The 21,270-nt window shown below is 72.5% G+C and carries 17 protein-coding genes; 10 read left to right on the plus strand and 7 right to left on the minus strand.

Annotated elements, in window-relative coordinates:
* Positions 1-381: 381 nt before the first annotated feature.
* Positions 382-4,977: a glutamate synthase large subunit gene (gene gltB, locus QFZ75_RS28665; RefSeq protein ID WP_307541436.1), complete on the plus strand. Its 4,596-nt coding sequence runs from the start codon at positions 382-384 to the stop codon at positions 4,975-4,977.
* Positions 4,970-6,430 (plus strand): glutamate synthase subunit beta, encoded by a 1,461-nt coding sequence (locus QFZ75_RS28670; protein WP_307541438.1) that lies wholly within the window; start codon positions 4,970-4,972, stop codon positions 6,428-6,430. Before gltB ends, QFZ75_RS28670 begins: the two co-directional genes overlap by 8 nt.
* Before the next feature lie 186 nt (positions 6,431-6,616).
* Here QFZ75_RS28670 and QFZ75_RS28675 read toward each other — a convergent pair whose 3' ends face one another.
* Positions 6,617-7,444, minus strand: coding sequence for a chitosanase (locus tag QFZ75_RS28675; protein WP_307541441.1), 828 nt, complete (start codon positions 7,442-7,444; stop codon positions 6,617-6,619).
* A 74-nt stretch (positions 7,445-7,518) separates the two neighbouring features.
* Here QFZ75_RS28675 and QFZ75_RS28680 point away from each other — a divergent pair, with 74 nt between their 5' ends.
* The 3 genes from QFZ75_RS28680 (at position 7,519) to QFZ75_RS28690 (ending at position 10,794) form a co-directional block, all read left to right on the plus strand.
* Positions 7,519-7,743: a hypothetical protein gene (locus QFZ75_RS28680; RefSeq protein ID WP_307541443.1), complete on the plus strand. Its 225-nt coding sequence runs from the start codon at positions 7,519-7,521 to the stop codon at positions 7,741-7,743.
* 5 nt (positions 7,744-7,748) lie between these two features.
* Positions 7,749-8,975, plus strand: coding sequence for a hypothetical protein (locus tag QFZ75_RS28685; RefSeq protein WP_307541445.1), 1,227 nt, complete (start codon positions 7,749-7,751; stop codon positions 8,973-8,975).
* A gap of 199 nt (positions 8,976-9,174) precedes the next feature.
* Positions 9,175-10,794: a cytochrome bc complex cytochrome b subunit gene (locus QFZ75_RS28690; protein ID WP_307541446.1), complete on the plus strand. Its 1,620-nt coding sequence runs from the start codon at positions 9,175-9,177 to the stop codon at positions 10,792-10,794.
* Here QFZ75_RS28690 and QFZ75_RS28695 read toward each other — a convergent pair.
* Together QFZ75_RS28695 and QFZ75_RS28700 are read right to left on the minus strand one after the other, a co-directional pair.
* Positions 10,766-11,821 (minus strand): acyl-CoA dehydrogenase family protein, encoded by a 1,056-nt coding sequence (locus QFZ75_RS28695; protein ID WP_307541449.1) that lies wholly within the window; start codon positions 11,819-11,821, stop codon positions 10,766-10,768. The genes QFZ75_RS28690 and QFZ75_RS28695 overlap by 29 nt on opposite strands.
* The gene (locus QFZ75_RS28700) at positions 11,821-12,960 is read right to left on the minus strand and encodes an acyl-CoA dehydrogenase family protein (RefSeq protein ID WP_307544858.1); all 1,140 of its coding nucleotides are present in this window, start codon (positions 12,958-12,960) and stop codon (positions 11,821-11,823) included. Before QFZ75_RS28700 ends, QFZ75_RS28695 begins: the two co-directional genes overlap by 1 nt.
* Before the next feature lie 90 nt (positions 12,961-13,050).
* Here QFZ75_RS28700 and QFZ75_RS28705 point away from each other — a divergent pair, with 90 nt between their 5' ends.
* From QFZ75_RS28705 to QFZ75_RS28715, 3 genes are read left to right on the plus strand one after another with little or no spacing between them, the layout of a single operon-like run.
* The gene (locus tag QFZ75_RS28705) at positions 13,051-13,884 is read left to right on the plus strand and encodes an SDR family oxidoreductase (protein WP_307541451.1); all 834 of its coding nucleotides are present in this window, start codon (positions 13,051-13,053) and stop codon (positions 13,882-13,884) included.
* A gap of 60 nt (positions 13,885-13,944) precedes the next feature.
* Positions 13,945-14,580 (plus strand): TetR/AcrR family transcriptional regulator, encoded by a 636-nt coding sequence (locus QFZ75_RS28710; protein ID WP_307541453.1) that lies wholly within the window; start codon positions 13,945-13,947, stop codon positions 14,578-14,580.
* Between the two features lie 24 nt (positions 14,581-14,604).
* Positions 14,605-15,762 carry an acetyl-CoA C-acetyltransferase gene (locus tag QFZ75_RS28715; protein WP_307541455.1) on the plus strand — a complete coding sequence of 386 codons (1,158 nt, stop codon included), beginning with the start codon at positions 14,605-14,607 and terminating at the stop codon, positions 15,760-15,762.
* Positions 15,763-15,871: 109 nt separating this feature from the next.
* Here the strand turns inward: QFZ75_RS28715 and QFZ75_RS28720 are convergent, their stop codons facing one another.
* The 4 genes from QFZ75_RS28720 to QFZ75_RS28735 are packed head-to-tail and all read right to left on the minus strand — an operon-like array spanning position 15,872 to position 19,389.
* Positions 15,872-16,975, minus strand: coding sequence for a nitronate monooxygenase family protein (locus QFZ75_RS28720; protein ID WP_307541457.1), 1,104 nt, complete (start codon positions 16,973-16,975; stop codon positions 15,872-15,874).
* Positions 16,975-17,745, minus strand: a complete 771-nt coding sequence (locus QFZ75_RS28725; protein WP_307541459.1) for a CoA-transferase subunit beta — start codon at positions 17,743-17,745, stop codon at positions 16,975-16,977. The genes QFZ75_RS28720 and QFZ75_RS28725 overlap by 1 nt, the downstream gene beginning before the upstream one ends.
* Positions 17,742-18,626 (minus strand): CoA transferase subunit A, encoded by an 885-nt coding sequence (locus tag QFZ75_RS28730; protein ID WP_307541461.1) that lies wholly within the window; start codon positions 18,624-18,626, stop codon positions 17,742-17,744. The genes QFZ75_RS28725 and QFZ75_RS28730 overlap by 4 nt, the downstream gene beginning before the upstream one ends.
* Positions 18,619-19,389 (minus strand): enoyl-CoA hydratase family protein, encoded by a 771-nt coding sequence (locus tag QFZ75_RS28735; RefSeq protein ID WP_307541463.1) that lies wholly within the window; start codon positions 19,387-19,389, stop codon positions 18,619-18,621. The genes QFZ75_RS28730 and QFZ75_RS28735 overlap by 8 nt, the downstream gene beginning before the upstream one ends.
* Before the next feature lie 98 nt (positions 19,390-19,487).
* Here QFZ75_RS28735 and QFZ75_RS28740 point away from each other — a divergent pair, with 98 nt between their 5' ends.
* A complete protein-coding gene (locus tag QFZ75_RS28740; RefSeq protein WP_307541464.1) occupies positions 19,488-20,222 on the plus strand; it encodes an SDR family oxidoreductase in 735 nt (244 codons plus the stop codon).
* Between the two features lies 1 nt (position 20,223).
* The gene (locus tag QFZ75_RS28745) at positions 20,224-21,210 is read left to right on the plus strand and encodes an SDR family oxidoreductase (RefSeq protein ID WP_307541466.1); all 987 of its coding nucleotides are present in this window, start codon (positions 20,224-20,226) and stop codon (positions 21,208-21,210) included.
* The last annotated feature ends 60 nt before the right edge of the window (positions 21,211-21,270 follow it).

The following is a 21,270-nucleotide window of genomic DNA, read 5'->3' on the forward strand; positions in this document are numbered from 1 at the left end:
CGAGCACCTATGCACGGGACTGCATAAGTAGCCGTTACCCGGCGGTTTCGAACGCTTAACCACCGGGCATGACCCGTAAGCGCTTCGGGCAACGACGCCCGCACCGCATCTCGAGCCGCACAGCAAGCCGCACATCGCGCGGCGGGTGACGTTGCCCGCGGCGCCCGGGCCCACGGTCATCGATCTGTCCGAAAAGGCCCCCCTTCCAGCCGCCACGAGCGGCGCTTCCGACGCGACCCACGGCGTCCGCATGGTGGAACGCGGTATCCGGTTCACGAGAACCGTTCCATCATGTAACCTGCACGAAATTTTGCACCTTTCGCTTAGGGCCAACGTCGTCCCTTGGCACATGCATATGCCACGACGACGACGGGAGAGCCGATGCGTACGCCGCGCCAGCCGTCCCAGCACTCCGCGAATGGCCAGAACTGGTCCTTCATGGATGCTCGCCCTGCCGCGCAGGGCATGTACGATCCGCGTAACGAGCACGACGCCTGCGGCGTCGGCTTCGTGGCGACCCTCACCGGTGAGGCGAGCCACGCGCTGGTCGAGCAGGCGCTGACCGTGCTCCGCAATCTGGAGCACCGCGGCGCGACCGGCTCGGAACCCGACTCCGGCGACGGCGCGGGGATCCTGTCCCAGGTGCCCGACGCCTTCTTCCGTGAGGTGGCCGGATTCGAGCTGCCCGAGGCCGGCTCGTACGCGGTCGGCATCGCCTTCCTCCCGGAGGAGGCCGCCGAGGAGGCCGTCTCACGGATCGGGACGATCGCCGCCGAGGAGGACCTCACCGTCCTCGGCTGGCGCGAGGTCCCGGTCGCCCCCGGACTCCTCGGCGCCACCGCCCGCTCGACGATGCCCCACTTCCGCCAGGTCTTCGTGACGGACCACTCCAGCCGGGGCATCGACCTCGACCGCAAGGCGTTCGTGCTGCGCAAGCGCGCCGAGCGCGAGGCCGGCGTGTACTTCCCGTCGCTCTCCGCCCGCACCGTCGTCTACAAGGGCATGCTGACCACCGGCCAGCTGGAGCCCTTCTTCCCGGACCTGTCCGACCGCCGCTTCGCCTCCGCGATCGCGCTCGTGCACTCCCGGTTCTCGACGAACACCTTCCCGAGCTGGCCGCTCGCCCACCCGTACCGCTTCGTCGCGCACAACGGCGAGATCAACACGGTCAAGGGCAACCGCAACTGGATGGCGGCCCGCGAGTCCCAGCTCGTCTCGGACCTCTTCGGCGCCGACAAGGACCTGGAGCGGATCTTCCCGGTCTGTACGCCCGACGCGTCCGACTCCGCCTCCTTCGACGAGGTCCTGGAGCTGCTGCACCTCGGCGGCCGGTCTCTCCCGCACTCCGTGCTGATGATGATCCCGGAGGCGTGGGAGAACCACGCGTCCATGGACCCGGCCCGCCGCGCCTTCTACCAGTTCCACTCCACGCAGATGGAGCCCTGGGACGGCCCGGCCTGCGTCACCTTCACCGACGGCACCCAGGTCGGCGCGGTCCTCGACCGCAACGGCCTGCGCCCCGGCCGCTACTGGGTCACCGACGAGGGCCTCGTCGTCCTCGGCTCCGAGGTCGGCGTCCTCGACATCGACCCCGCGAAGGTCGTCCGCAAGGGCCGCCTGCAGCCCGGCCGCATGTTCCTCGTGGACACCGCCGAGCACCGGATCATCGAGGACGACGAGATCAAGGCCGGCCTCGCCGCCGAGAACCCGTACGCGGAGTGGCTGGAGGCCGGCGAGATCGAGCTCTCCGACCTGCCCGAGCGCGAGCACATCGTGCACACCCACGCCTCGGTCACCCGCCGCCAGCAGACCTTCGGCTACACCGAGGAGGAGCTGCGCGTCATCCTCGCCCCGATGGCCAAGACCGGCGGCGAACCGCTGGGCTCCATGGGCACGGACTCGCCGATCGCGGCCCTGTCCGAGCGCCCGCGGCTGCTCTTCGACTACTTCACCCAGCTGTTCGCGCAGGTCACCAACCCGCCGCTGGACGCCATCCGCGAGGAGCTCGTCACCTCGCTGCGCTCCTCCCTGGGCCCCGCCGGCAACCTGCTCGAGCCGACCGCCGCGTCCTGTCGCAGCGTCACCCTGCCCTTCCCGGTGATCGACAACGACGAGCTCGCCAAGCTCATCCACATCAACGCCGACGGCGACATGCCGGGCATGAAGGCCGCGACGCTCTCCGGCCTGTACCGGGTCTCCGGCGGCGGCGCCTCCCTGGCCGCACGCATCGAGGAGATCTACGCCGAGGCCGACGCCGCCATCGAGAACGGCGCCCGCCTGATCGTCCTGTCGGACCGGCACTCCGACGCCGAGCACGCGCCGATCCCCTCGCTGCTGCTCACCGCGGCCGTCCACCACCACCTCATCGGCACCAAGCAGCGCACCCAGGTGGGCCTGCTGGTCGAGGCCGGCGACGTCCGCGAGGTCCACCACGTGGCCCTCCTCATCGGCTTCGGCGCCGCGGCCGTCAACCCGTACCTGGCGATGGAGTCCGTCGAGGACCTGGTCAGGGCGGGCACGTTCCTGCCCGGCATCGAGCCCGAGCAGGCCATCCGCAACCTGATCTACGCCCTCGGCAAGGGCGTCCTGAAGGTCATGTCCAAGATGGGCATCTCGACCGTCGCCTCCTACCGGGGCGCCCAGGTCTTCGAGGCCGTCGGTCTCGACGCGGCCTTCGTGCGGGAGTACTTCAAGGGCACCGCCACCAAGATCGGCGGCGTCGGCATCGACGTCGTCGCCAAGGAGGTCGCCGCCCGCCACGCGAAGGCGTACCCGGCCAGCGGCATCGCCTCCGCGCACCGCGCCCTCGACATCGGCGGCGAGTACCAGTGGCGCCGCGAGGGCGAGCCGCACCTGTTCGACCCCGAGACGGTCTTCCGCCTCCAGCACTCGGCGCGCAGCAACCGCTACGACATCTTCAAGAAGTACACGGACCGCGTGAACGAGCAGTCCGAGCGCCTGATGACGCTGCGCGGCCTGTTCGGCTTCGACTCGGGCCGCGAGCCGATCTCCATCGACGAGGTCGAGCCCGTCAGCGAGATCGTCAAGCGCTTCTCCACCGGCGCCATGTCGTACGGCTCCATCTCCAAGGAGGCCCACGAGACGCTCGCCATCGCCATGAACCAGCTGGGCGCCAAGTCCAACACCGGTGAGGGCGGCGAGGACCCGGACCGCCTCTACGACCCGGCGCGCCGCTCGTCGATCAAGCAGGTCGCCTCCGGCCGCTTCGGCGTCACCTCCGAGTACCTGGTCAACGCGGACGACATCCAGATCAAGATGGCGCAGGGCGCCAAGCCCGGCGAGGGCGGCCAGCTGCCCGGCCACAAGGTGTACCCCTGGGTCGCCAGGACCCGGCACAGCACCCCCGGCGTGGGCCTCATCTCCCCGCCGCCGCACCACGACATCTACTCCATCGAGGACCTCGCCCAGCTGATCCACGACCTGAAGAACGCGAACCCGCAGGCGCGGATCCACGTGAAGCTGGTCTCCGAGGTCGGCGTCGGCACGGTCGCCGCGGGTGTCTCCAAGGCGCACGCGGACGTCGTCCTGATCTCCGGCCACGACGGCGGCACGGGCGCCTCCCCGCTCACCTCGCTCAAGCACGCGGGCGGCCCCTGGGAGCTCGGCCTCGCCGAGACCCAGCAGACGCTGCTCCTCAACGGCCTGCGCGACCGCATCGTCGTCCAGACCGACGGCCAGCTGAAGACCGGCCGGGACGTCGTCATCGCCGCGCTGCTCGGCGCCGAGGAGTTCGGTTTCGCGACCGCGCCGCTCGTCGTCTCCGGCTGCGTCATGATGCGCGTCTGCCACCTGGACACCTGCCCGGTCGGCATCGCCACCCAGAACCCGGCCCTGCGGGAGCGGTTCACGGGCAAGGCCGAGTACATCGTGAACTTCTTCAGGTTCATCGCCGAAGAGGTCCGCGAGATCCTCGCCGAGCTGGGCTTCCGCACCATCGAGGAGGCCGTCGGCCACGCCGAGGCGCTCGACGTCACCCGTGCCGTCGACCACTGGAAGGCGCAGGGCCTGGACCTGTCCCCGCTCTTCTACGTGCCCGAGCTGCCCGAGGGCGCGGCCCTGCACCAGACCGTCCAGCAGGACCACGGTCTGGAGAAGGCGCTCGACAACGAGCTGATCAGGCTCGCCGCCGACGCCCTCAACGCGGACGGCGCCACCGACGCGCAGCCGGTCCGCGCCCAGGTCGCGATCCGCAACATCAACCGCACGGTCGGCACCATGCTCGGCCACGAGGTGACGAAGAAGTTCGGCGGCGCGGGCCTGCCCGACGACACCGTCGACATCACCTTCACCGGCTCCGCGGGCCAGTCGTTCGGCGCGTTCCTGCCGCGCGGTGTGACGCTGCGCCTGGAGGGCGACGCCAACGACTACGTCGGCAAGGGCCTGTCCGGCGGCCGCGTGATCGTCCGCCCCGACCGGGGCGCCGACCACCTCGCCGAGTTCTCCACCATCGCGGGCAACACCATCGCGTACGGGGCGACGGGCGGCGAGCTCTTCCTGCGCGGTCGCACCGGCGAGCGCTTCTGCGTCCGCAACTCGGGTGCGACCGTGGTCGCGGAGGGCGTGGGCGACCACGGCTGCGAGTACATGACCGGCGGCCACGCCGTGGTCCTCGGCGAGACCGGCCGCAACTTCGCGGCCGGCATGTCGGGCGGCATCGCGTACGTGATCGACCTGGACCGCGACAACGTCAACGCCGGCAACCTCGGCGCGGTCGAGGCCCTCGACGACACCGACAAGCAGTGGCTGCACGACGTCGTGCGCCGCCACCAGGAGGAGACGGCCTCCACCGTCGCCGAGAAGCTGCTGGCCGAGTGGGACACCGCGGTGGACCGCTTCAGCAAGATCATCCCCAGCACGTACAAGGCAGTGCTCGCCGCCAAGGACGCCGCCGAGCGAGCCGGACTCGACGAGTCCGCGATCACCGAGAAGATGATGGAGGCGGCGACCAATGGCTGATCCCAAGGGCTTTCTGAACCACGGACGCGAGGTCGCCAGGACGCGTCCCGTCGAGGAGCGCGTCCGGGACTGGAACGAGGTCTACGTTCCGGGCTCGCTGCTGCCGATCATCCCCACGCAGGCCTCGCGCTGCATGGACTGCGGCATCCCCTTCTGCCACAACGGCTGTCCGCTCGGCAACCTCATCCCCGAGTGGAACGACTTCGCGTACCGCGAGGACTGGTCCGCCGCCTCCGACCGGCTGCACGCCACGAACAACTTCCCGGAGTTCACCGGCCGGCTGTGCCCCGCCCCCTGCGAGTCGGCGTGCGTGCTGGGCATCAACCAGCCCGCCGTGACCATCAAGAACGTCGAGGTCTCGATCATCGACAAGGCGTGGGACAGCGGCAACGTCGCTCCCCAGGCCCCCGAGCGCCTCTCCGGCAAGACCGTCGCGGTCATCGGCTCGGGCCCGGCGGGACTGGCCGCCGCCCAGCAGCTGACCCGGGCCGGCCACACGGTCGCCGTGTACGAGCGTGCCGACCGCGTCGGCGGCCTCCTGCGCTACGGCATCCCCGAGTTCAAGATGGAGAAGCGGCACATCAACCGCCGTATCGAGCAGATGCGCGCGGAGGGCACCCGCTTCCGTACGGGCGTCGAGATCGGCCGCGACCTCAAGGCCACCGACCTGCGCAAGCGGTACGACGCCGTCGTCATCGCGGCCGGCGCGACCGTCTCCCGCGACCTGCCGGTCCCCGGGCGCGAGCTGAACGGCATCCACTTCGCGATGGAGTACCTGCCGCTCGCCAACAAGGTGCAGGAGGGCGACTTCGTGGCGCCCCCCATCACCGCCGAGGGCAAGCACGTCGTCGTCATCGGCGGCGGCGACACCGGCGCCGACTGCGTGGGCACCGCCCACCGCCAGGGCGCGGCCTCCGTCACCCAGCTGGAGATCATGCCCCAGCCGGACGCGGAGCGCGCCCCGCACCAGCCCTGGCCGACGTTCCCCATGCTCTACAAGGTGACCTCCGCGCACGAGGAGGGCGGCGAGCGGATCTACTCCGTCTCCACCACCCACTTCGAGGGCGACGAGGACGGCAACGTCCAGTGGCTGCACCTCGTCGAGGTGGAGTTCGTGCAGGGCAAGCTGACGCAGAAGCCGGGTACGGAGCGCAGGATCCCCGCCCAGCTGGTCACCCTCGCCATGGGCTTCACCGGCACCGACCAGGAGAACGGGCTGGTCTCCCAGTTCGCCCTCGAACTCGACGAGCGCGGCAACATCGCGCGCGACGGCGACTACGCGACCAATGTCCCCGGCGTGTTCGTCGCCGGTGACGCCGGGCGCGGGCAGTCCCTCATCGTGTGGGCCATCGCGGAGGGCCGCTCGGCCGCCCGCGGGGTCGACCGCTTCCTGACCGGGGTCAGCGAGCTGCCGGCTCCGGTCCGTCCCACGGACCGTTCGCTCATGGTCTGACGCTCCCCCCCAAAGACGTCCCGTACAACGGCGTACGGAACTGAGCGCGGCGCCTGCCCTCGTCCCCGACCGGACCTGGTGGGCGCCGTGGTGCGTCCGGGCTGCCGCCCCCGGCGGGTGCCGCCTGCGGGCCGGCGGGGCCGGTCGCGCGGTTCCCCGCGCCCCTGGAGGGGCTGCGCCCCTCCTTCAGCGGATCTCGTACGGCTGGCCGTAGACCTGCCACTTCAGGGGGGTGTCCAGGTCCAGGTTGCCGTCGTACAGGAAGCGGCGCTGGGCCGTGTCCACGCGGGACGTGTCGCGGCCCTCCGACTTCATCGTCCTGCGCCGCATGTCGAGGAAGATGTCGAGGTACGCCTTCTCCTCGCCCCCCTCCGCGGGCGTGTCCGCCTCGGCCATGGCCCGCTTGCGGATGCCGTGGAATCCGGGGTCGCTGCCCGGCCCGTGCATCACCATGGCGTCGTAGTAGACGAACTGGCCCAGCACGCCCAGACCGTCGCGCTTCGCGAGCCGCACCGCGGGGTCGAAGTACACCCGGTCGCGCTCGGCGTCCTGCGCGCGCTCGAACGCCGCCTTTCGCGACTCCGCCTTCCAGGCCGCCTCGAAACCGGCCCCCAGACCCTCGTGCGAGTCGGAGCCGTCCACCTCCCGCAGGGCGGGCAGGTAGCGGGCCAGCGCGTTGTCCGGGTGCGACTTCGTGTACCGCTCGACCAGGACGAGCAGGTCGTGCGTACCGGTGGTGAAGCCGATGATGCCCGCGGTGTAGCCGCGCCCGTCGCCGATGTCCTCGATGTAGTCGTACTGGGCACGCCAGTCGAGGCTGGAGTTCTCCGCACTGGACACGATCCGCTGGGCCAGGTCCTTCTTGTCCGGCGCGTCCAGCCCCGCGGAGGAGGCGGAGGCGGCGGCCCGGGCGTCCGGACGCGCCCCGTCACCGCTCCGGTCGGGCCCGGTGGAACATGCCGCCACCGCGACGAGGGGGACGAGGGTGAACAGCAGACGGCCAGCGCGTTTCATGCGCAAAGAGTACGATCGGCGCAGGGTGCCGTGCCGCATCGGGTGGGCTGTCCGTGACCGTCGGGGGAGGACCTGTGAGCGCGGAGGAAGTGGCGCTGCTGCGGGCGGAGTTGGGTGTTCCGCTACCGGACTGCTTCACGGCGCTGGACGGCCCGCAGGCCCTGTTGCTGGCCCGGTCCCTGCGCCGGGCACGTGAGCGCAGGGTGTCCGGCCTGAACGAGGCCGTCGAGGACGCCCTCACCCTCGTACCGGCCCTGACCAGGGAACCTGTCCGCCGGATGCTCTTCCGCCAGGGATAGCAGGCATGGACACATCGCACGGCGAGACCTCGCGTGACGACACGACGCGTGACGACACGACGCGTGGTGGCGCAGCACGTGGCGGCACGACGCGCGGCGGCATCCTGCGGGGCAGGGCCGAGACGCTGAAGATCGCCCGGTTGCTCGACGTCGAGCCGCGGCGGCTGGCGTTCCTCGAAGGGCTGCCCGCCGACGACGTACGCCTCTTCCGCGAGCGGGCCGTCGCCGCGCTCTTCGACGAGGACCGCGGGCTGTACGACCGCATCGCAGGCCTGACGCGGCTGCTGCCCGCCGGGGTCGCCGCGGGCATCGCGCAGAAGGCACTGGGCCCGCGGCTCGCCGCCGCGCTCGCCGGGCGCCTCGAACCGGGCCGCGCGGCCGACATCATCGACCGGCTCCCGGCCGACTTCACGGCCCGCTGCTGCCACCACGTCGACCCGCGCCGGATCGCCGCGATCATGGGCCTGCTGGACGACGACATCGTCGTACGCGTCGCCCTCGTCCTCGCCGAGCGCGGCGACCACCTCACGATGGGGCGGTTCGTCGGGCACCTGCGGGACTCGGCGCTCCGGAACGTCCTGCCGCGGCTCGGGGAGACGACTCTGCTGCGTACGGGGTTCGTCATCGACCATCCCGAGCGGCTCGGACACATCGTCGCCCTGCTGGACGACGAGCGGGTGCGCGCGGTCATCGCGGCCGCCGCCGACCACGGTCTGTGGCCGGAGGCGCTGGCCGTCGCCGGCATGGCGGGGGAGCAGCGGGCGCGGATCGCCTCGCTGACCGCGGCGCAGCCGAAGGCGCGGCTCGACTCGCTGGTACGGGTCACCGCCGAGCAGGACCTGTGGGAGTCGCTGCTGCCGATCGTGTCGCTGCTGGGCGAGGACGAGCGGCGGACCGTGGCCGCGTTGCCCGCGCTGCGGGACCCCGCGGTGCTGGACGGCCTGGTCCGGGGGGTGGTGGCCACCGGGCTGTGGGGGGACTTCCTGCCCGTGGTGCGGGTGCTGCCGCCGACCGCCCGGCGGATCGTGGCGCGGGTCGCGGGGGCGTTGTCCGACGCCGACCTGGAGGCGCTGGCGCGGGGCGTGGACAAGGAGGGCCTGTGGGAGCTGGTGCTTCCGCTGGTCGAGCTGATGGACGAGGAGGGGCGGAGGCGGGTGCTCGCGCTGGCCGCGGTGGCGGATGCGCCGGTCCCCGCGGCCCTGAGGGGCCGGGCGGCCGGGGCCGACTCCTGACGTGCCGGCCGGTGGGGGCCGGTCGCGCAGTTCCCCGCGTCCCTGGGACGGGACGGGACGGCCGGGCTCGGGGCCGTGAGCTGCGGGCCGGTGGGGGTTGCCCCCACCGGGATCGGTCGAACATCGGCCGGACAACCCCTTTGGGTTCGTGGGCGCCCGTGTCACTCTGAACGGAGCCGAGCCCGGGGGAGGGCCACCTATGGACGCGCGGAGCGCACGGGCGGGCAGCGGGGAACGGGTGGCGGACTGGGCCGACGGACGCCTCGGCATCTACTCCCTCGCCAAGACCCAGATGCGCAAGGTGTTCCCGGACCACTGGTCCTTCATGCTCGGCGAGGTCTGCCTCTACAGCTTCCTCATCCTCATCCTCACCGGCGTCTACCTCACCCTCTTCTTCGAGCCCAGCGGCGTGGAGGTCGTCTACAACGGCTCGTACGAGCCGCTCAACGGCATCGTCATGACCAGGGCGTACGAGTCCACCCTCGACATCAGCTTCGACGTGCGCGGCGGCCTCCTCATCCGCCAGATCCACCACTGGGCGGCCCTCGTCTTCGTCGCCGGGATGCTCGTGCACATGATGCGCGTGTTCTTCACCGGCGCGTTCCGCAAACCGCGCGAGCTGAACTGGGCCTTCGGCTGGCTCCTGCTGTTCCTCGGCATCCTCACCGGCCTGACCGGCTACTCGCTCCCCGACGACCTGCTCTCCGGCACCGGCATCCGCTTCTCCCAGGGCGCGATCCTGGCCGTGCCGCTCGTGGGCACGTACCTCTCCTTCTTCCTCTTCGGCGGGGAGTTCCCGGGGCACGACATCATCTCCCGCCTCTTCCCGGTGCACATCCTGCTGCTGCCCGGCATCATGCTCGGCCTGGTCGTCGCCCATCTGATCCTGGTCTTCTACCACAAGCACACCCAGTACCCCGGCCCCGGCCGCGACCAGAAGTCCGTCGTCGGCATGCCGTTCATGCCGGTCTACATGGCCAAGGCCGGCGGCTTCTTCTTCCTCGTCTTCGGTGTGCTGTCGGTGATGGGCGCGATCGCCACCATCAACCCCGTGTGGGCGTTCGGCCCCTACCGGGCGGACCTCGTCACCACCGGCGCCCAGCCCGACTGGTACCTCGGTTTCTCCGAGGGACTGATCCGGGTGATGCCGAGCTGGGAGATCAACGCCTGGGGTCACACCCTCCAGTTGGGCGTCTTCATCCCCTTCGCGCTCTTCCCGCTGATCCTGCTGGCGATCGGCGTCTACCCGTTCGTCGAGGCGTGGATCACCGGCGACAAGCGCGAGCACCACATCCTGGACCGGCCCCGCAACGTCCCCACCCGCACCGCGCTCGGCGTGGCCTGGCTGAGCCTGTACGGGGTGCTGCTGATCGGCGGCGGCAACGACATCGTCGCCACCCACCTGCACCTGTCGATCAACTCGATCACCTGGTTCGTGCGGATCGCGGTCCTCGTGGTGCCGGTGCTCGCCTTCGTCGTGACGAGACGCGTCTGCCTGGGGCTCCAGCGCCGCGACCGGGACAAGGTGCTGCACGGCAGGGAGTCCGGCATCATCAGGCGGCTGCCGCACGGCGAGTACGTCGAGGTGCACGAACCCCTCGGCCGGGCCCAGCGGTTCACCCTCACCCAGCACGAACAGCCCCCGCCCTACGACGTGGGTCCGCTCGTCGACGCGAACGGCGTCGAGCGGAAGGTCCGGGCCACGCGCCGGTTGCGGGCGCGCCTCGCCCGCGCCCTGTACGGGCAGAACGCGCACGTCCCGAAGCCGACCGCCGCCGAGTACCGCGAGCTCACGAGCAGCGACGAGCACCACCACTGAGGGCGTCCGTGCCGAGCACCGCCGCCCGGCACTCGCCCGGGCCGCCCCAGGCCGAGCGCAGCGCCCGCGCCCTGGTCAGCCACAGGGAGAGGTCGTACTCCGCGGTGTAGCCGATCGCGCCGTGCAGCTGCAGGGCCGTACGGGCGGTGGCGTACGCCGCCTCGCAGGCCGTGACCTTGGCGGCGGCGATGTCGGCCGGATCCATCGACAGCGCGGCGCCGAAGAGCAGCGGGCGCGCGAACTCCAGCGCGATCTTCGCGTCGGCCAGCCGGTGCCTGACCGCCTGGAACGAGCCGACGGGCACACCGAACTGGCTGCGCCGCTTGACGTACGCCACGGTCCTGTCGAGCAGCGCGAGCCCCACCCCGAGGGCCTGCGCGGCGGTCGTGAGCCGCGCCCAGCGAAGGGCCTCGGCGGCCCCCGCGGCGACCTGCGGCCCGGCGTCGAGGAGTTCGCCCCCGGCCCGGGGGAGGGAGAGGCGCCGGGCGGCGTCCAGGGAGCGGCGCACGCGGGAGGCGGGCGGGGACCCGGACGCCTGCGTCACCCGCAGCTCCGCACCGGCGGATCCGGTGCCGGTCCCGGTCTCCGCGGCGGATCCGGTGCCGGTCACCGTCAGTTCCATGTCCGACGCGTCGGTGTCCAGGACGTACGGCCCCCCGCCCGGCAGGGCCACCGTCGCGATCGTCCGTCCGGCGGCCAGCCCCGGCAGGAACCGCTTCGCGGGGCCCGGCCCGGTGAGCAGCACGGCCGCCGCCACCGTCTCCGCCAGCGGCCCCGGTACCGCGTGCCTGCCCAGCTCCACGAAGGCGACGGCCAGTTCGACGGGCCGCCGTCCGAGCCCCTCGTACGCCTCGGGCACCGCCAGCGCGAACACCCCCGCGTCGGCGAGCCGCGACCACAGCGCCCGCCCGGCGGCCGGGTCCCCGGCGCCCCAGGACCGTACGACCGCGGGCGTGTCCGCCGCCGTCAGCAGGGCGTCCAGGGAACGCGCGAAGGCGGTCTGCTCGGCGTCCAGGAGGAAGCGCATCAGCGGCGCCCCCTCGGCAGGCCGAGAAGCCGCTCGGCGATGATGTCGCGCTGGATCTCATTCGTGCCCGCGTAGATGGGCCCCGCCAGGGAGAAGAGGTACCCCTCGGCCCAGTCGCCGTCCGCCGGCTCCCCGTCCGCGCCCAGCAGATCGAGTGCCGTCTCGTGCAGCGCCACGTCGTACTCGGACCAGAAGACCTTGTTCAGGCTGGACTCCGGACCCAGGGCCTCCCCGTCGAGGAACCGGGACGCCGCCGCGTACGTGAACAACTGGTAGGCACGGGCGCCGATCACCGCGTCGGCCACCCGGTCCCGGGTGAACGGGTCCCGCCCGCGCCCGTGCCAGAGCGCGGCCAGCCGGTCCGCCGACGCGAGGAAGCGGCCGGGGGAACGGAGGGTGAGGCCGCGTTCGTCACCCGCCGTCGACATCGCGATCCGCCAGCCCCGGCCGGGCCCGCCGATCACGTCCTCGTCCGGCACGAACACCTCGTCCAGGAAGATCTCGGCGAAGGCCGGCTTCCCGTCCAGCCGGCCGATCGGGCGGACGGTCACGCCCGGCGCCCGCAGGTCGAACATCAGGTAGGTGAGGCCCTGATGGGGCTTCGGCATGTCCGGCTCGCTGCGGAACAGGCCGAACGCCCGGTCGGCGAACGCGGCCCGCGACGACCACGTCTTCTGCCCGCTCAGCAGCCAGCCGCCGTCCGTACGCACCGCCCTGGACCTGAGCGAGGCGAGGTCGGACCCGGCCTCCGGCTCGGACCAGGCCTGCGCCCAGACGACCTCGCCGCGGGCCATCGGGGGCAGGATCCGTACGCGCTGCTCCTCGGTGCCGTGGACGAGGAGGGTCGGCGCGAGGAGGCTGACGCCGTTCTGGCCGACCCGGCCCGGGGCGCCCGCCGCGTAGTACTCCTCCTCGAAGAGCAGCCACCGGACCAGCCCGCAGTCCCGTCCGCCGTACGCGGCCGGCCAGGACACCACCGACCAGCGGTCCGCGCCGAGTTCGGCCTCCCAGGCGCGATGGGCCGCGAAGCCCTCCGCGGTCTCCAGGGAGGGCAGCGGCCGGGCCGGCACGTGCGCGCCGAGCCAGGTCCGGGCCTCGGCACGGAACGCCTCGTCGGCGGGGGAGTGGGTGAGGTCCACGGTCGCCTGCCTTCCCAGGAGCTCTCGGAGCGTACGGATCAAGGACGGACAACCTTCCCTAACAAGTGTTTGGTAGGTTAGCGTGGGCCCATGACAGACGTCGAGGGCCCGGAGTACGTGCCCGGACACGGACTGCTGAAGGGGCGTACCGCCGTCGTCACGGCCGCCGCGGGCGCCGGTATCGGCGGTGCCACGGCCCGCCGCTTCCTCGAGGAGGGCGCGCGCGTACTGATCAGCGACGCGCACGAGCGGCGGCTGAAGGAGTACGGGGCCGCGCTGGCCCTGGAGTTCGAGGGTGTCGCGGTCCACGCCTGTGACGTCACCGACGAGGCCCAGGTGCGGGCGCTGTTCGGCGCGGCCCTGCGGCTGCACGGGCGGCTCGACATCGTGGTCAACAACGCCGGTCTGGGCGGGACCTCGGACCTCGTCGACATGACCGACGAGCAGTGGTCGGCCGTGCTCGACGTGACGTTGAACGGCACCTTCCGGTGCACGCGGGCGGCTCTGCGGGCCTTTCGCGAGGCCTTCCGTGCCGGCGGCCACGGCAGCGGCCACGGCGGCGGTCACGGGGGCGGTCGCGGAGGGGTGATCGTCAACAACGCCTCCGTCGTCGGCTGGCGCGCCCAGGCCGGCCAGGCGCACTACGCGGCGGCGAAGGCCGGGGTGATGGCACTGACCCGGTGCGCGGCGATGGAGGCGGCCGCGTTCGGCGTGCGGGTCAACGCCGTGGCGCCCAGCCTCGCCATGCATCCGCACCTGGTGAAGGTGACCACTCCCGGACTGCTGGAGGAGCTGACGGCCCGCGAGGCGTTCGGGCGGTACGCCGAGCCGTGGGAGGTGGCCAACGCGATCGTGTTCCTGGCGTCGGGATACTCCTCCTACCTGACGGGTGAGGTCGTCTCCGTGAGCAGCCAGCATGCGTGAGCGCTCCGGCAGGCCGGGGGGCGGAGCCGGTGTCCCTGCCTCCCGGACCACAATGGGGCCGTGCCTACCAAGAAGAAGCCCCAGGTGACCGCCTCGCCCGTGCGGCGGCGTGAAATTCTCGGCACGGCCGCCGAGGTCTTCGCCGAACAGGGCTACAACGCCACCACCGTACGCAAGATCGCCGACCACGCGGGCATGCTCGCCGGCAGCCTCTACTACCACTTCGACTCCAAGGAATCGATGCTGGAGGAGATCCTGCGGACCTTCCTGGACGAGCTCTGGGACGGCTACGACACCGTCCTGGACGCCGGACTGGGCCCGCGCGAGACGCTGGAGGCCCTGGTCACCGAGTCGTTCCGGGAGATCGACCGGCACCGCTCGGCCGTCGCGATCTACCAGAAGGAGTCCAGGCGGCTCGTCGCACAGGAGCGCTTCGCGTTCCTCGCCGAGTCGCAGCGCAGGTTCGAGGAGGCGTGGCTGTCCACGCTGGAGCGGGGCGTGACGGGCGAGGTCTTCCGGGACGACCTCGACATCCGGCTCACCTACCGGTTCGTGCGCGACACCGTGTGGGTCGCCGCGTCCTGGTACCGGCCCGGCGGACAGCACAGCCCGGACGAGATCGCCCGGCAGTACCTGTCGATGGTGCTGGACGGGATCGCCGTACGGGAACAGCGGGCACCGGAGAAACAGCCGTAGGGACAGTCGAGCAGGGGAGCCGTCATGGCCGAGGCCTACATCGTCGAAGCGGTCCGTACCCCCGTGGGGCGTCGCGGGGGAGGTCTGGGCGGGGTCCATCCGGCCGACCTGGGCGCACATGTGCTGACGGCCCTCGTCGCGCGCTCCGGGATCGATCCGGCCGCCGTCGAGGACGTCGTCTTCGGGTGCCTGGACACCGTCGGCCCGCAGGCCGGCGACATCGCACGGACGTCCTGGCTGGCGGCCGGACTGCCCGAGGAGGTGCCCGGGGTGACGGTCGACCGGCAGTGCGGCTCCTCGCAGCAGGCCGTGCACTTCGCCGCGCAGGGCGTGCTCTCCGGCACCCAGGACCTGGTGGTCGCGGGCGGGGTCCAGAACATGACCCAGGTCCCCATCGCCTTCGCCTCCCGGCGGGCCACCGAACCGCTCGGGCTGACCGAGGGGCCGTTCGCGGGCAGCGCGGGGTGGCGGGCCCGGTACGGCGACCGGCCCGTCAGCCAGTTCCACGGCGCCGAGCTGATCGCCGCGAAGTGGGGGATCAGCCGGCGCGACCAGGAGGAGTTCGCCCTGCTGTCCCACCGGCGGGCCGTCCGCGCCGTCGACGAGGGGCGCTTCGAGCGGGAAGTCGTGCCGCTCGGTGACGTCACGGTCGACGAAGGGCCGCGACGGGACACCTCCCTGGAGAAGATGGCCGCCCTGCGACCGGTGCTCGAAGGCGGCACCGTCACCGCCGCGTGCTCCTCCCAGGTGTCCGACGGGGCCGCCGCGCTGCTGCTCGCCTCGGCCCGGGCCGTCCGCGAGCACGGGCTGACACCCCGGGCGCGGATCCACCATCTGTCCGTGCGCGGTGAGGATCCGATACGGATGCTGTCGGCGCCGATCCCGGCCACCGCGTACGCCCTGAAGAAGGCCGGGATGTCCATGGCGGAGATCGACCTCGTGGAGATCAACGAGGCGTTCGCGCCCGTCGTACTGGCGTGGCTGAAGGAGACCGGGGCGGATCCCGAGCGGGTCAACGCCAACGGGGGCGCGATCGCGCTGGGGCATCCCCTGGGTGCCACGGGCGTCAGACTGATGACGACGTTGCTGCACGAACTGGAACGGACCGGGGGGCGGTTCGGACTGCAGACGATGTGCGAGGGCGGGGGGCAGGCCAACGTGACCGTCATCGAGCGGCTCTAGGCCGGGTGCCCGTCGGCGGGCGGCTTCAGGTGGTGTGCCGGGTGCGGGCCCGGTGGGGGCTCGGCGCGCAGTTCCCCGCGCCCCTTCAGGGGCGCTCACGCAGGGACGCTCATGGCGGGCCGGGGCCCAGAAGGGCGCGCAGTGTCTCGTTCGCCTCCCTCATGGTCCTGTCCACCAGTTCCGCGCAGGACGGCAGGTCCTCGATCACGCCTGCCACCTGGCCCGAAGCCATCACCCCCAGGTCCGCACGGCCCTCCACCATCGCGGCGCGCAACAGCATCGGAGTGTTGGCGGCCAGCAGGGTCTGGCTCCAGGTCAGGTCCCTGCCGTGCCGCAGTGCCATGCCGTCGCGGATCATCCGGGACCAGGTCAGGCCCGAGAGTCTGCGGAAACCGGCCGCCCGGCGCACCGCCCGGGCCAGCGCCCGCGTACGGCCCGCCTGCTCCATGGACGCGACCAGGTCCGTACGGAGCATGCGGTGCGGCAGGCCGTCCACGGCCGTCGTCACCGTGACGTCCCGCACCGTGGCCGCGAGATAGCGGGCCTTCACCGCGTCCGGCACCGTCGAGTCCGAGGTCAGCAGGAAGCGGGTGCCCATGGCGACGCCCGCCGCGCCGTACGCCAGCGCCGCGACCAGGCCCCGGCCGTCGAAGAAGCCGCCCGCCGCGACGACGGGGATGTCCACGGCGTCCACGACCTGCGGGAGGAGCACGGTCGTCGCCACCTCGCCGGTGTGGCCGCCGCCCTCGCCGCCCTGCACGAGCACCGCGTCCGCGCCCCACGCCGCGACCTTCTCGGCATGCCGACGGGCTCCGACCGAGGGGACGACCACCACACCCGCGTCCTTCAGCTCGGCGATCAGCTCGCGGGAGGGCGCCAGCGCGAAGGAGGCGACCCGCACACCCTCCTCCACGATGATCCGTACCCGGTCCCGGGCGTCGCCCGCGTCCGCGCGCAGGTTCACCCCGAACGGCGCCTGTGTACGGGCCTTCACCTCGCGGACCGCCGCTCTCAGGCGGCCGGGTGTCATCGTCGCGGAGGCGAGGATGCCCAGCGCGCCCGCGTTCGCCGTCGCGGAGACCAGGCGCGGGCCCGCGACCCAGCCCATCCCGGTCTGCACGATCGGGTACCGGACGCCGGTGAGCCTGGTCAGCGCGGTCTCCAGCGGTTTCTCCGCAGGCCTGTGCGGCGGCTTCCGCGGCACCTCCTCCATCAGGTCCCGACCTCGCGCTCGCGCAGGTTCCCCGGGTCGAGGACCTCGCGGATCGACTCCAGCTCCGCCGGGGACGGCTCACGGGTGTACGCCACCTCGTCCGGGAGGACCAGGCCGAAGCCCGTGGCCGCGACGACCTCCTCGACCGTCACTCCCGGATGCAGCGAGGCGAGCCGCATCGAGTGGTCCGGGGTCGCGAAGTCGAACACCCCCAGGTTCGAGACCACCCGCGGGAGGCGGTGGAAACGGGTCGCCGTGGGACCGGCCGCGGCGGCGCTGTCGTACCCCACCCCGCCGATCAGGTCGACCTTCTCGACGAAGACCCGCGCCGAGTGCCTCGGTATCCAGTAACTGACCGGGTTGTTCAGCGTGTTGACGGGGCCGCCCCGCACTCCCAGCAACTGCCGTACGGGCCGCCGCCAGTCGCCCACGCACGAGATGTTCTGGTTGCCGAAACGGTCGATCTGGCTCGCGCCCATCATCACGTGCCGGCGCCCGCCCGTCACCAGCGCCAGATGCTGCCGGTACGGCAGCCAGCCCTCCGGCGCGCCGTCGGCGCCGATCAGCATCGCCTCCCCGTCGGTCAGCAGCAGGTCGGGCGCGAAGGTGCTCCGCGCGAGGCGGGCCCCGACGGACGGGATCAGGCCCATCGGGCTGGCCAGCACCTCACCGTCGCCCCGCCACGCCTCGGCGCAGGCGATCACGCAGTACTCGGCGCGGGTGGCGGGCCGCCGGGCACCGCCGGAGGACGCGTGCGGCACCGCGCTCATCGCCGCTCCTCGTGCCGGGCCCGCGCGTCCTCGTGCCAGGCCCGCACCGCGGTCCGGTAGGCCTGTTCGTCGCCGGTGAGGAACCGCTCGGCGAACTCGGCCCAGGGCAGCGACGCGTAGAGCCGCTGGAAGGCCTCGTCCCGCTCGTGGTCGGGCGCGCACGACGTGAAGTGCGCCCCGTCCGGCGCCTCCACCACGCCACCGACATGGAGCCGCTTGATCAGCAGCGTCTGCGGGGGCGCCGCCTTCGTCAGCTCCGCCGTGTCGACGATCCGCTCGCACGACACGTACGCCGTCCCGGCCGCCTCGCAGAACAGGTCGTCGAAGTACGGGTCGGGCCCCAGGTACTGGCCGTTGCCCGCGCGGTCGGCGCGGTTCACATGCACCAGCGCCGCGTCCAGCCGCAGGGCGGGCATCGCGACGAAGGTCTCGTACGATCCCGTCGACCCGTCCGGGTACGGCGAGGTGACCGTACGCAGGCCGGGGTTGACCCGCATCACGTCGGAGCCGATGCCGGCCCGCACCGGCAGGAAGGGAAGGCGGTGGGCGGCCGCCCGCAGCCCCCACATGAACATCGCCTCGTCGATCTCCGCCAGTTCGAGGCGGCCGCTCTCACGGGCCGCCCGGAAATGCGGCTCCAGCGCGATGGAGTCGAGCGTCGCGAAAGGGGCGACCAGTTTCCGGATCCGCCCGGCCGCCGCCAGCATGCCGACGTCCGGGCCGCCGTACGAGACGACCGTGAGATCGGTGACCGGTGAGCGCAGCAGCGCCCGCACGAGGGCCATCGGCTTGCGGCGGGAGCCCCAGCCCCCGATGCCGAGGGTCATCCCGCTCTCCAGCCGGGCGACGGCCTCGTCGGCGGTCATCGTCTTGTCACCCATCCGCCCGCCCCTCCCTCTCCCTGCCGGATTCGCCTCCGAACGCGCCGCGGAGCCGGTCGCCCGTGCCGTCGAGACCCGCCTCGAACGTGAAGCCCTGCTCGAAGCGGTAACTGCGGCGCACGTCGACGGGGTCGATGCCGTTGATCGCGGCCTTCGCGAGCCGGATCAGCCGGCCGTCCTTGCCCGCGATCTCACGGGCCAGCTCCAGCGCGGCGCGGCGCAGCCGGTCGCGCGCCACGACCCGCCACACCGAGCCGTGCCCGTGCAGCTCGGCCGCGGTCGCCGTGCGCGACGTGTAGTACAGCGCGCGCATCAGGTGCTGGGGCACCAGCCGGGACAGGTGCGTGGCCGCGCCCAGCGCGCCCCGGTCCAGCTCCGGCAGCCCGAAGGTGGCGTCCTCGCTGGCCACGATCGCGTCCGCGTTGCCCGCCAGGCCTATGCCGCCGCCCAGGCAGAAGCCGTGCACCTCCGCCACCACCGGCACCTCGCACTCGTACACGGCGGCGAAGGCCTCCGCGCAGCCGCGGTTGGCGCCGAGCAGGGCGCTCTCGCCCTTCACCTGTATCTCCTTGATGTCCACGCCCGCGTTGAACCCCCGGCCCTCGGCGGCCAGCACCACACAGCGGACCGCGGTGTCGCGCCCGGCCGCGCGCACGGTGTCGGCCAGCTCGAACCAGCCGTGCACCGGCAGCGCGTTCACCGGCGGGAAGTCGACCGTCACGACGGAAATCCCTTTTTCCGGGGACGAGGTGGAGACACCCATGGGCACATCAGCTACCTTTCCCTTACGTTTCCACCAAACGTTTGTTAGGTGCGATCCGATCTGAAGGTAACAGCGAATGCCGACGGGCGGGAGGCCCTGTGGACAAGCGGCTCGTCGTGGTCACGGGCGGGACCAGAGGCGTCGGCGCCGGGATCGCCCGGGCGTTCGCCGAAGCGGGGGACGAGGTCGTGGTCTGCGCGCGCCACCCTTCGCGGACACCGCTCGGCGGGTGCGCGTTCGTCCCCCTCGACCTGCGCGATCCACCGGCCGTCCGCGCGTTCTTCGGACGGCTGCCCCGGCTCGACGTCCTGGTCAACAACGCGGGCGGCACCCCGTACCGGCTGCTCACCGGGACGGAGGCCGAACGGCACGCCCGTGTGATCGACCTCAATCTCGTCACGCCCCTGACCGCCTCCCTGGCGGCGTACGACCGGCTGCGGCGCGCCCGCGGTTCCATCGTGATGATCGGCAGTGTCAGCGGGACCCGTCCCTCGCCCGGCACCGCCGCCTACGGGGCGGCCAAGGCCGGACTGGAGAACCTGGCGCGCTCGATGGCCGTGGAGTGGGCGCCGGACGTGCGGGTCAACACACTGGTGGCCGGAATGGTCCGCACCGAGCTGTCCCCCCTCCACTACGGGGACGAGGACGGCGTCGAGGCCGTCTCCCGCACCGTCCCGCTGGGGCGGCTCGCCGTGCCTGCGGACGTCGGCGGGGCGGCCGTCTTCCTCGCGTCGGACGCCGCCGCGTACATCACCGGCGCGAGCCTCCTCGTCCACGGCGGCGGCGAGCGGCCCGCCTTTCTGGACGCGGCCACCGCCGACAAGGAGCAGTGACATGACCTCAGGCACGAGTGCGGACACCGGCTCCGGCTCCGGCTTCGGTTCCGGTTCCGACTCCGGTTCCGGCTCCGGCGCGGGCATCTGCGACGGGCGGGTGGTGGTCGTCACGGGGGCGGGGCGCGGCCTCGGACGGGCCCACGCGCTCGCCTTCGCGGCCGAGGGGGCGCGGGTCGTCGTCAACGACCTGGGGGTCGGGCTCGACGGATCGCCGGAGGATGCCGACAGCGCGGCCCGGCAGGTCGTGGCGGAGATCCGGGCGGCGGGCGGCGAGGCCGTCGCGCACACCGGGGACGTCGCGACCACCGAGGGCGCCGCCTCCCTCGTCCACACGGCGCTCGACGCCTTCGGACGGCTCGACACCCTCGTGAACAACGCCGGTTTCCTGCGCGACCGCATGCTCGTGAACCTCGACGAGGACGACTGGGACGCCGTCGTGCGCGTCCACCTGAAGGGCCACTTCCTGCCGCTGAAGCACGCCACCGCACACTGGCGGGCCGAGGCCGGGGCGGGGCGCGTACCGCAGGCCCGGGTCGTCAACACCAGCTCCGGAGCGGGCCTTTCGGGGTCGGTCGGGCAGGGCAACTACAGCGCGGCCAAGGCCGGCGTCATCGGGCTCACCCTGGTGGCCGCCGCCGAGACGGGGCGTTACGGGGTGCAGGTCAACGCCATCGCGCCGGCCGCCCGGACCCGGATGACCGAGACCGCCTTCGCGCAGGCCATGGCGGCACCGGACGGCGGCTTCGACGCAATGGCCCCCGAGAACGTGTCCCCCCTCGTCGTCTGGCTCGGTTCCGCCGCGAGCGCGGGGGTCACCGGCCGGGTCTTCGAGGCCGAAGGCGGCCGGATCGCGGTCATGGACGGCTGGCGCCCGGGACCCACGGCCGACAAGGGTTCCCGGTGGACCCCCGCCGAGGCGGGCGACACGGCCCTGCGGCTCCTCGCGGAGGCGCTGCCTCCGACCGCGGTCCACGGGGCGCGCTAGCGCCACCGCACCCGCCGGGTGCGGGGCGGCGGGTGCGGGGGCGGGGACGGAGGCACGGGG

Source organism: Streptomyces sp. V3I8 (assembly GCF_030817535.1).
Lineage (GTDB): Bacteria > Actinomycetota > Actinomycetes > Streptomycetales > Streptomycetaceae > Streptomyces.